Source organism: Mycoplana dimorpha, assembly GCF_003046475.1.
GTDB classification, from domain to species: domain Bacteria; phylum Pseudomonadota; class Alphaproteobacteria; order Rhizobiales; family Rhizobiaceae; genus Mycoplana; species Mycoplana dimorpha.
The window spans coordinates 1-10,221 of record NZ_PZZZ01000017.1 but is presented as its reverse complement, the minus strand read 5'-3'; the positions used below and the strand labels follow the sequence as shown (position 1 = coordinate 10,221).

At 59.4% G+C, this 10,221-nt stretch carries 9 protein-coding genes and 3 pseudogenes; 7 read left to right on the top strand and 5 right to left on the bottom strand.

Going from position 1 to position 10,221, the window contains the following annotated elements:
• Positions 1-493 precede the first annotated feature (493 nt).
• The 3 genes from C7449_RS21395 to C7449_RS21385 all read left to right on the top strand — a co-directional run bounded on the left by C7449_RS21395 (position 494) and on the right by C7449_RS21385 (position 3,659).
• Positions 494-1,309 carry a Hint domain-containing protein gene (locus C7449_RS21395; protein WP_108004925.1) on the top strand — a complete coding sequence of 272 codons (816 nt, stop codon included), beginning with the start codon at positions 494-496 and terminating at the stop codon, positions 1,307-1,309.
• Between the two features lie 1,168 nt (positions 1,310-2,477).
• Positions 2,478-2,987, top strand: a complete 510-nt coding sequence (locus C7449_RS21390; RefSeq protein WP_108004924.1) for a sigma-70 family RNA polymerase sigma factor — start codon at positions 2,478-2,480, stop codon at positions 2,985-2,987.
• A gap of 312 nt (positions 2,988-3,299) precedes the next feature.
• The gene (locus tag C7449_RS21385) at positions 3,300-3,659 is read left to right on the top strand and encodes a response regulator (RefSeq protein ID WP_108004923.1); all 360 of its coding nucleotides are present in this window, start codon (positions 3,300-3,302) and stop codon (positions 3,657-3,659) included.
• 63 nt (positions 3,660-3,722) lie between these two features.
• Here the strand turns inward: C7449_RS21385 and C7449_RS22290 are convergent.
• Positions 3,723-4,031: pseudogene (locus tag C7449_RS22290) on the bottom strand (phage holin family protein); the annotation flags it as partial.
• A gap of 153 nt (positions 4,032-4,184) precedes the next feature.
• Here C7449_RS22290 and C7449_RS21375 point away from each other — a divergent pair.
• On the top strand, positions 4,185-4,391 hold the full coding sequence (locus C7449_RS21375; protein ID WP_146165127.1) for a hypothetical protein: 207 nt from the start codon (positions 4,185-4,187) through the stop codon (positions 4,389-4,391).
• 198 nt (positions 4,392-4,589) lie between these two features.
• Here C7449_RS21375 and C7449_RS21660 read toward each other — a convergent pair whose 3' ends face one another.
• Entirely contained in the window at positions 4,590-4,886 is a 297-nt protein-coding gene (locus C7449_RS21660) for a hypothetical protein (protein WP_146165126.1), read from the bottom strand.
• 86 nt (positions 4,887-4,972) lie between these two features.
• Here C7449_RS21660 and C7449_RS21370 point away from each other — a divergent pair, with 86 nt between their 5' ends.
• Both C7449_RS21370 and C7449_RS21365 read left to right on the top strand, forming a co-directional pair.
• Positions 4,973-5,326 (top strand): Fic family protein, encoded by a 354-nt coding sequence (locus C7449_RS21370; protein ID WP_108004920.1) that lies wholly within the window; start codon positions 4,973-4,975, stop codon positions 5,324-5,326.
• A 65-nt stretch (positions 5,327-5,391) separates the two neighbouring features.
• The gene (locus tag C7449_RS21365) at positions 5,392-5,703 is read left to right on the top strand and encodes a hypothetical protein (protein WP_108004919.1); all 312 of its coding nucleotides are present in this window, start codon (positions 5,392-5,394) and stop codon (positions 5,701-5,703) included.
• Positions 5,704-5,839: 136 nt separating this feature from the next.
• Here C7449_RS21365 and istB read toward each other — a convergent pair.
• Positions 5,840-6,382, bottom strand: a pseudogene (istB, locus tag C7449_RS21360) (IS21-like element helper ATPase IstB); the annotation flags it as partial.
• A gap of 49 nt (positions 6,383-6,431) precedes the next feature.
• Between istB and C7449_RS21355 the strand changes: the two are divergent.
• A pseudogene (locus C7449_RS21355) lies at positions 6,432-6,914 on the top strand (calcium/proton exchanger); the annotation flags it as partial.
• A 339-nt stretch (positions 6,915-7,253) separates the two neighbouring features.
• Here the strand turns inward: C7449_RS21355 and C7449_RS21350 are convergent.
• The gene (locus C7449_RS21350) at positions 7,254-9,332 is read right to left on the bottom strand and encodes a mechanosensitive ion channel family protein (RefSeq protein WP_108004918.1); all 2,079 of its coding nucleotides are present in this window, start codon (positions 9,330-9,332) and stop codon (positions 7,254-7,256) included.
• Between the two features lie 549 nt (positions 9,333-9,881).
• Positions 9,882-9,968 (bottom strand): hypothetical protein, encoded by an 87-nt coding sequence (locus C7449_RS22515; protein ID WP_374828345.1) that lies wholly within the window; start codon positions 9,966-9,968, stop codon positions 9,882-9,884.
• Between the last annotated feature and the right edge of the window lie 253 nt (positions 9,969-10,221).

Below are 10,221 nucleotides of genomic sequence, written 5' to 3'. Positions count from 1 at the left end.
CAACGGCCATTCAAATAGCCAGATCGATGACCTGCTGCCATGGGCCTACGCCGCAAAGCCCGAACTCAAAGCCGTGGCCTGAAAACACCGCTTACGTAGCGCAGGAATGAAGACATTCCTGGTGGCATTGTGGCGAGTAGTATTATCCTGGCCGCGGACATATCCCGGATGGAAAGCCCACCGGCCCGCTCAGGACAATGCAGTCGTGCCTCATCGAGGGCAGGTCCGCATAATCTCCGCCGAGCTCTTGTTCATCACGCACCGAAGCGGCTCGCTCCTGACGCACAGCCGTCCCAGTTCGCCCACCTCAAGATGTATAGAACGAATGAGCTAATCGCATGGTGGCTTACAAACGGATACACTCTTTCCGCGTGGCAAATTTAGCGTGCTACGTTGAAGGCCCGCTCCTTCGGCCGACGAACCTTCCCCTGAGTTCACTGGCGGCGCGCGCCTGCAAAAAACACGACCGGCACACAACGGACGGAGAGCTACCATGTCGCATAGAACGGAAAGACGCGTGCCGCTTAATCGGGCACGCCGCCACTTCCTCGGACTGGCAGCGGCCACTGGTGCGCGCATAGCCGGATTGGGCGTGCTGGGCGGATCCATCATATCAACGTCGACCCAAGCCGCCCCCAAGGGCAAAGCATGGGGCTGGTACAAGAACCATGGAGCCTGCTTCCTTCCCGGTACTTCGATCCTGACAAGCAAGGGCGAGGTGCCGATCGAGGATATCCGCGCCGGCGATCTCGTTCAAACCATTGATGGCGGGGTAAAGCCGGTTCGGTGGGTTGGCCATCGAGCATACAAGCGGAGCGGGCCGACGTGGCACCCGAACATCGCCCCGATCCGCATTGTGCGCCACTGTCTCGACGGGCAAACGCCGCATCGGGACCTCTACATTTCCATCGGCCATGCACTTTACATGGATGGTGCCCTGATCGAGGCGCGATACCTTCTAAACGGCCGCACAATCGCTCCCACTGCTCCCAATGGCACGATCGAATACTTCAACATCCTGCTCGACAGCCACGACGTGATCTTCGCGGAAGGGGTGCCGGTCGAGACCTTCTGTCTGGCGAACGGCAATCACCAGCAAGTCTTTTCGAATTTCGCCGAACTCGATCGCCTCATGCCCTCGGCGCCTCAGGTCGCGATGGCTTCATTTGCACCGCGCCTGCGTTGCAGCGGACGCGACCACCTAAAGGCGTTGCTGGCGATCATGGCTCATCCCTTTTCGGCGCCCTCTGACCCCATCGCCGAAGCCCGGGAGCGAATTGCAGCACGCGTGTTGGAAGTTGCGCGGTAATCACCAACCCGCCGGAACCTTCCGTGTCAATCAAGGTTTGGGCGACGGACCCAGGCTGCTTGCCACGTACCACCTGGGTGCGGATACGCCATGCCGGCGACTTCTCCCTCGCCGGCATGCCCGCTCGTCGGCTCAAGTGCAGGATAACGGCAGCTCTTCGCAGCCAGTTATTGGCTTGTCCGCCCGAACAGGAGGAGGGTCTCCTGGCTGCACAATTACCTGTCAGGTCTTTATGATCGCGGTCTGGTGTTTCAAGATAGATTGGCCGCTTGCGCGCTCGTCACGGCAAGGCACCATTCTGGCACCGCTACGTGGCGTATGGCCGACTTTGCTTGGCCTTGACAATTCTGCGATGGCCGGAACGCTGTTCGGGATGAGGCCGAAGGCATCCTCGAAGCGGTTTATGCCGGGGAAGAGGAAGACGGGGTGCGTAGGGCGGGCTTGCTGCTGTTCGTCGGGACAATCACACTTCGGTTTTAGTGGTTCGGCTTGGAACATTACCCATTGACACCGGTTTGAGCGGCCGGCGGATAGCTCCTTTCCGCTTGGGCAGGCCCGGTTTGCCTGGGCCCGCCGGCGGGCCGGTGGGTCAGCAAGGCCCCGGCCCGCTACTCGTCCTGCCGGGGCGGCCCTGAATTCTCGAAAATCAGCCTTGGAGCCTCGGTCCTCCGCCGGCGCCTTTTTTGACCCAGTCGGATGTCGTGGGAACCATTGGTGGCCAGCATTGTTGGGATGGTGGACGTGCCTCTGTCGGTTCGAGCCAACCTTGCAGGTTCCCCTCCTGTAGCCTCGGCGGGGACACGTCCACCTCCTTTCAGCCACTAGCTTGAGCCTCCTACCCGGGGGGCTCTTCTTGGTGGCTTGATGGCGACCGGTGGTATTATTTCTGTGGCGGGCATGTCTTCGCGGATGCAGCCAAACTCCTCCGCACTCCTGGCGGAAGGACATGCCCAGTTTCTCTGACGACCATTGAGCCTCGGTCTAACCCGGGGCTCTCCTTTTCGGCACCATGCGAAAGAGCGGCGCCCTCAAAAGGTAATCTCGGCCGAATCCGCGCGGCGGCGCAGCATTGGCCCAAAGACAGCCAGGCCGCCTCAGGCAATTTAGCTGGAACTAATGGAAGGCCTCTGCATTCCTTGGCTAGTTATCCGCATAGAGGAATGCCGCAATGTCGCACGAAACCGTTCGGGCCGAGATTGTCGCGTCCATGCCGGCTCTCCGTAATTTTGCGCGAAGGCTTTGCAGGACCAGTTCCAGCGCAGACGACTTGGTGCAAGAGACACTTGTGAAGGCAATCGCCAATCTGGATAAGTTCCAGGAAGGTACCAGGCTAAAGTCTTGGTTGTTCACGATCATGCGCAATACCTTCTGCACTAACGCAAAAATCGAACGGCGAGAAAGTCCTAGCCTTGTCGATGACTGCTCATCGTTTGCGCCGTCGACACCTGCCGGACAAGAGTGGCATTTACGCGCAGTAGAGTGTCAACGGGCTTTGTCGCGGCTAACGCCCGAAGGCCAAATGCTTGTCAAAATGGTTGTGGTTGACGGCGTTACATACGAGGTCGCCGCCGAGCGTCTGAATTGCTCTATCGGGACAATCAAGAGCAGGTTGTTCCGAATTCGGGCGCGTCTGGCGCGCGAACTGCATCAGGAGGAAAGGCGATCGAACCGCCCCTAATTTCGGGTTCGCCCGATCAGCGGGGAATACCGGTCTGCTTTCACAAACGCGACGATCGGACCGACACGTTCGCCATCAGATGCTCATTGGAATTGTCGAGCTTCTAGGATGGCCGAACTTCTCGAGAAGGCTCTTGAACATGCTCCTCCCTTGGGGCGTCCAAGATGTGGCCTGCGTCAGCCTGCCTTCGACCGGCACAAGCCCTGATCGGGCGGCTTGCTTGGGCGGGGAACAAACGCTGTTCGGTGGAGTTCTAGCCTGACCGGACTTCATTCCCGTACAGGTACAATCTCTAGATGACGGAGGGCCTGCATGCCCCAACAAACAGTCCTCGTCGTCGAAGACGAACCTCTTCTACTGTTATCCGCGATGGAAATGGTTGAGGCTGGCGGTTTTGAAGCCATCGGGGCCGCAGACGCAACTGCGGCCGTCGCGATCTTGGAGAACCGCTTGGACATATGTATCGTGTTCACCGATGTCGAGATGCCACGTGGGATTGACGGGTTGCGACTGGCAGCCCTGATCAGGGACCGCTGGCCGCCAATTCACGTCATCATTACGTCCGGTCACTCGACCCCATCACAAGGTAGCCTGCCGGTAGATATGATGTTCTTCTCGAAGCCATACCAGGAGCGCGAAGTAGTGGCGGCGATGCGCAAGATAGCAGCCTAGCTTCGCGGTAATGGAGTGAATGAAGAAACACCACCGCGCCTCCGCGGAGAAGGAGATTTCACCCACTTTCGCCCCAAACCAGCGGATAAATAGTACCTCCGCACCACGCGGTCCCAGATAAGCGAGTGCAGCGATAAGGCCGGTAGAAACCGGCTGCCCAAATTGCAGCCATGATGCCAACCCTCGCCAATCAAAGCCATGCCAACGGCAATCGGCAGCTCCCATAGCAACTCCGCACCGAAGAGCTTGCGGCGAGACTTCCTGACCTCCTGTGCGTGCCACATCGCCCGGCCTATGAGCGCACCGAATAGCGTGGTTCCGGCGCGCCCATGCATTCAGGAGTTCGGCAAAGGAATGGTATTTGTCGGACATCGGATAGTGTCTCCAAAATGGGGTAGCCAGATTTTTTGCCGCGCAGCGTTTCGGTGTCAGGCGCGAGTGCTGGCTTATTTCGGCAGAGGTGCGATGATGAGGGGCTGCGCGATGCCGCGTCCAGGGGCTCGCCCAATCTGCACAGGGGGCGTCATGATCAATGTTCTCGACTCCGCGGAGATGGGTATGTTCGCACCGGAAGATCTGGTGACGATCCAGAAGGTGTTCGAAGAGCTCTGCAGCGAAAGAGGAATCGCCAAAGGCAGCGCGGACGCTCGCAGTCTGGCGCGCTCAATCCTCCGGCACTATTCCCACGGCGTGCGGGACCCGGAGAAACTCGACGCCATCCTGAGAGACTAGTACGACATTTCAACGCCGCGGAAAAAGTCTCATTCGATCCGGAATCGACCCCAGCCAAGCGCCCGCCACCGCCCCACCCGAAGCGACAACGCGGCACTTCGACCGTGCTGCCCGAGGTCTTACCCAGAATGAACAAGACGGCTGCAATCTTGAATGTTCTGTGTGAGGCTGGGCGGCTGCTCTCGACAGCGGAATGCATCAAATTACCCTATCGAGCGCCACCATGTCCTCGCGCAGCACATTGATGCGCGCCTCGGCTTCCAGAACCTCAGCCTCAATGGCTGCTCGTTCCCCTTCAACTCCTGAACGACAAATTCCAACGCTTCCCTCCAAGCCAGTTCCGGAGCCTAGCATTGGGAATGAAATCAGGTCTGGTGGTTTTTGCAACCGAATGCCGGGGAAGCCTGTGGTCCAATTTAGCCTCGCGCGCAACTCGTCGATCGCGGGGACATGCCGTTTCCTGTCCTGTCGATCGATGGAATCTGCTGGATTCATGGTGAATTTTGCCGGCGGTTGCCTGAGGAGCTGCTGATTGTTCGTAACCCCGATACGGTCGAAGAAATCAGAATGATCCCGGCCAACTGCGGACGCGGCATGTCAAGGTAGGAGAGCACATCGCTCCGGGGCCCGACATGATCGAGCCGCTGCTTGGGCGGTTCGTTGAAGGCTACGGCTTGAAGATGCTTTCCAAGCTACAGCGGATCATTGGCGTTGGCGCTTCTCACCATCGTTTGGCATGGATCTATCCGTTCTTTGATGGCAACGGGCGCGTCTCGCGGCTGTTTTCGCACGCTCTTTTGCGCGACCTCGGGATCGGCTCTGAACTGTGGTCTGTTTCCCGGGGGGCTTGCCAGGGAATTTTTCGGATTACAAACGCCTTCTGTCCCAAGCCGATCAGCCTCGGCGTGGTGATCTGGATGGGCGGGGCAACCTGACGCAAGCCGAACTGACGGAATTCACCTCGTACTTCCTGTCGTGCTGTCTCGACCAGGTCACGTTCATGGAGGAACTCCTCAAGCCGGAGGAGTTGCTGAACCGCATCGAGGTCTGGTGTAACGAGGAGGTCCAGATGCAACGGTTTCCGAAGGGGAGCTGGCCCCTCCTGCGTAAAGCCGCCATCAGCGGGGAGTTTTCCCGATCGCAGATCCAGGGGCTGACGGGCTATCAGGAACGGCAGGCACGGACGGTGCTGTCGAGTTTGCTAAATGTTGGTGTTCTCAAATCGGATACGGCCAGGGGCAAAGTCCGCCTCGGCTTCCTCGTCGACATATTCGAGCGATGGCTTCCGCGCCGTTATCCCGCGGTCCGCTAGCCAAATGAGGTCACCGGCATGAAGCAGCAGTTCGACTTGTTCAGGGCGGGGGAGGCGAGGGAGCCAGAATCGGAGGTCCCGTTGTTGATTTCCACTGAGAGCTGACCCGGCGTTTCCACCGAGAATTGACCCGCCTTTAGGTATCGTTCGTGTTGGTCGTGGTGGTCAAGTTCCTGCGTTTCTCCTTTGCTAGTTTGGGCTCATGAGCCGAGCTGTTCTTGAAGCGGAAGCTGTCGTTTCCGGTCTCCAGGATGTGGCAGTGGTGGGTAAGCCTGTCGAGCAGCGCGGTGGTCATCTTGGCGTCGCCGAACACGCTTGCCCATTCACTGAAGCTGAGGTTGGTGGTGATGATGACGCTGGTGCGCTCGTAGAGTCTGCTCAGCAGATGGAAGAGCAAAGCTCCGCCTGAGGCACTGAATGGCAGGTATCCTAGCTCGTCGAGAATGACGAGATCGGAATGGACGAGCCGATTGGCGATCTGCCCCGACTTGCCTTGAGCCTTCTTTTGCTCGAGCGAGTTGACCAGTTCGACTGTCGAGAAGAACCGCACCCGCTTGTGGTGATGCTCGATGGCCTGGACACCGATCGCGTTGGCAATATGCGTCTTGCCCGTGCCGGGACCGCCGACCAGAACGATGTTGTTGGCGTCGTTGAGGAAGTCGCAGCGATGGAGCTGCTGCTCTCAATGGAAATATCAGGCTGCGCCGGGTCAGCTCTCACATGGCCAGGCGGATGAGGAGACCTGGCCGATCACAGTCGCCCTGGTGACCCTCGCGCTGGTGACCGTGCTGGTCGCGCTCGTCAGCGAGGCCTTCGTGTCCTCGGTGCAAATCGCGGCCGAAACGTTGGGAATGTCGCCCGCCTTCGTCGGCTTCGTCGTCGTCGCTATCGTCGGCGCCGCCGCCGAGATGACAACGGCCTTCTCTGCCGCCGCCAAGGACCGCCTCGACCTCCATGTCGGCATCGCACTTGGCAGCGCCGCGCAGATCGCACTTTTCGTGGGGCCGGTCCTTGTGCTCCTGAGCTATGTCATCGGGCCGCAACCGATGAGCCTGCAGTTCTGGCCGGGCGCCATCGTGATGATGCTGATCGCGACCATGGCGGCTGCGCTGGTGACGAACGGCGGCCGCTCCGCCTGGTTCGTTGGCGCGATGATCCTCATCGTCTATGCGATCTTTGCCCTGACCCTTTTCCTGCTTCCGGCGCCATGACGATGAAAGACGATCCACCGCCGGCGGCGGGGCGAAACCGCGGCGGTGTGCACCACCACATCCCGCCGCGTGCATTCCCCGGTGACGCGCGCGATCGAGGTTCCATGTCATTCCTGACAGACGGCACTTTTTGGCCGGCAGGTCGGCTGGAAGGCTTGCGGCGCAACTCCTTTGGTTCCGTCGCAAATTTGCGCTGAAGATGCGACGCCGACCGTGGGCCAAGCGCGCCCACAAGCTGCGCGCCAAAGGCCGAGGGCGGCAGGATACCGAACATGTCAAACGGGCGTTGAATATCGGCGCTGCGATGATTGGGCTGATGGGGCTCCGCTACGGTGTTCCTCAGATGTCAGATTTGCCGCCACCACTATCTGTTGCCTGTTTCTGGACAGCCAGATCCGTCTGCCGCTTGTACATCGCTGCCGCCGCTGCTGTATCCTTCTCGTCGCCGCCGACCTGGAACGTGGGTTGGGCGAACGAGATGTCGTTCTCGGCGAAGGCCTGTGTAATCAATGTGTAGGCTTGACGCCGGATCGCGGTCTGTTCGCCGGTTGGCCGCGCGGTGAAGCCGAAGCTGATCTCGATGCCGAATTCGCCGATCTGCTCCACCCCCTTCAGCTTGAGGGTTTTGATGATATGCGGCGCCAGTTCGGGATCCTCCAACAATTGCTTGCCGATATCTTTTGCGATCTTGCCGATCTTGCTGATGTCAGTCTTGAAGGGAACACGGACGCGGAACTTGTCGACGGTCCAGTCGCGGCTGCCGTTGCGGATCGCGCCGAGTTCTCCGAATGGAACGGTGAACACTGAGCCGCGGTGGTGCCGCAGCCGGATCGACCTTAGGCTGAAGGACTCCACAACGCCGTTGTAGCTGCCGCTTTCGATCCATTCTCCGACCCGGAAGGCATCGTCCATCAAATAGAAAACGCCGCTGACGATGTCCTTCACGAGCGTTTGCGACCCGAAACCGATTGCCACGCCAAAGATGCCGGCCCCGGCGATCAGGGGACCGATTTGTACCCCCATCTCTGCAAGAATCGTCATGGCGGCGACACAGAGGATGACCACCGCCAGGCCGTTTCGGAAGATCGGCAACAGTGTGCGCATGCGCGCGCGCCGGGCTTGCTCGTCCGGCGTCATCGAAGCCGCGCCTTCTGCAGGCGTCAGCTTGCGGTCGATGTAGCTCTTGGCAAGTTGCCAGCCCAAATCGGCGATAAGGAGAATGATAACGCTTTTGAAAAGGCCGTAGACAATTGTTTGGATGAGCGGGCTTTCCGTCGTGATGTTGTTGGGATTGTAGTGCCAGACCAGCGCAAGCCAGCCGACGGCGAGGAGGATGACGATCGCTCGCACGCCGCGAACAAGTAGCACCACCCGAGGCGTATCCGCCTTCTCCTCGTCCCATCTGGTAAGCACGAACGCCTTTGTCACACGATTCGTCGCCGCGAGTATCTTCGGCAGGACTATCGCGTAGATGCCGAGCCAGAAAAGACCTGCGAAATTGACGCACCACAATAGCCAGAGGCCAAGCAGATACAGAGAGGCGAGAATGTTGATCGAGCGAGTTGGCGGCTTGCCAGAGCGGTCCAAGGGGCGCCGCCAGACAGTTTCGATGGAGATGAGCAAAAGGATGAGCGAACAGACATAGGTGATCAGGGCGCGCGCGTCGGGGCTGACACCGAGCGGCCGACACATGGCCCAGATCGCGATGCCAAAGGCCAGGACTGCACCAAAGATCCGCATGCGAACGTAGTGAAAATGAGACGTACTGCCCACGCCCAAGGAAAGGCGGCACAGTCCCAATGCCAGACGATAGCCGATCACAGCGAGTAGGGCGTACAGGATCACCACTCGAAGCAGAGGCGGCCAACTCACGGCCAGGAAGATCAGCGTTGCAACGGCGGTGAACACGAGCAAGGGCCCGAATTCGGCATAGGCTTGCGTCAGGATGCCGCTTTCGAATTTGGCCTTGCGTCCCTTCGTGCGGAAAAGCCATTCCACCGCAGTGCCGACGCCGACGATACCAAGCAAAAGTACGACCGCAGGCGCAAAGCCGCTCTCCCTTGCTTGCTGCCTTACCTTACTGGTCGCATTCGCGATTTCCGATGGTACTGTCGGAAGAGCGGTGCCAATTGCCTGAAAGCGGCTTCGGACTTGAGCTTGGATGTCTTCGATCTCCAGCGTGGCTTCCTGTTCGATCTCGCTCGTGCCCCTGGTCGCCGTATGGCTTTGGATCCAGCTCCGAATATCCGGATCATCGAGAAGCTTTAGAAGCTCAGTCATCTTCTCGGGTGGTGGAGCAGCCGATTGAGCCTCCGCCGGCCCCGACGCGGGCACCGCCTGAGCCGCGACGGCCGGATCAATCAGGGTTAGCAGCAGGGAGAACAAACTGCAGAACAGGAACTCGAGAACCTTCAACATGGTACCTCAACGTGCCTGCGACAGATGCCATTCTGGCAGCTTTGCGAGCTGATAGGAAACGCGCAAACCAAGACTTTACTAGGGCAGAGCGGTTTGAACCCTCCCCTCATCGCCCCTCCCGCGCGTGCCGCACCCGAACAGATCGCGTGGAAGGGGCCCCAGCAGCGATGGCGGTGGGGTTGTGGATAAGCAATTTCTACTTTCATCGAACATTGGGCGAACTAACGCGGCACCGTTCAAGAACATTCGATCGGCGGCGGACGGCCGGGCATGATCTCAGCGATCAAACACGGCCTGCCATACCTGTCGGCGCCACGATTCTGACCGGCATCATCCAGTTGGCCGCCGGATGACGCATGCGCAATTCCGTCTGGCCAGGCTGCCTGGGAAAGTCACGCCAGCACGTCCTGTTCGGCGATGTCGATGCGCCTGCGTGCTTGGGCACTTGGGGCCTGACCTGGTCGGCGACTGCTCTCCGCTGGGTGCTTGCTCCCTCCGGCGCGTCCTGGGCAAAGGCGGTAGCCATGAAGGCGCTGAGACACCCGTCGGCTACTCTTTCGGGCATGGGCCAGGGCGGTCAAGGAACTGCGCCGCCTGTGTGACCGCGTCGATGACGAACTGCGCTGGCAGTTGCATGCAGATGAACGCCTTTTCGCCCGGATCCAGCTCAATGATCTCCAATAGTATGCGTGCGACTCTTCTCTAAGCCGCACTGAACTGAAGTACGGCCCCCTGGGTCCTTTGCGACCAATTAGGTTCCATAAGAAACCTTACGCAACATGAAAGTGTAGCGGGGTGGGTTCAAGTTTGAAGTGCGACTTGCGAGAGATAACAACGTCTTATCTCCCGCGAGGAACAGCGCATGCCACGCACCTACTCCCAGATCAAC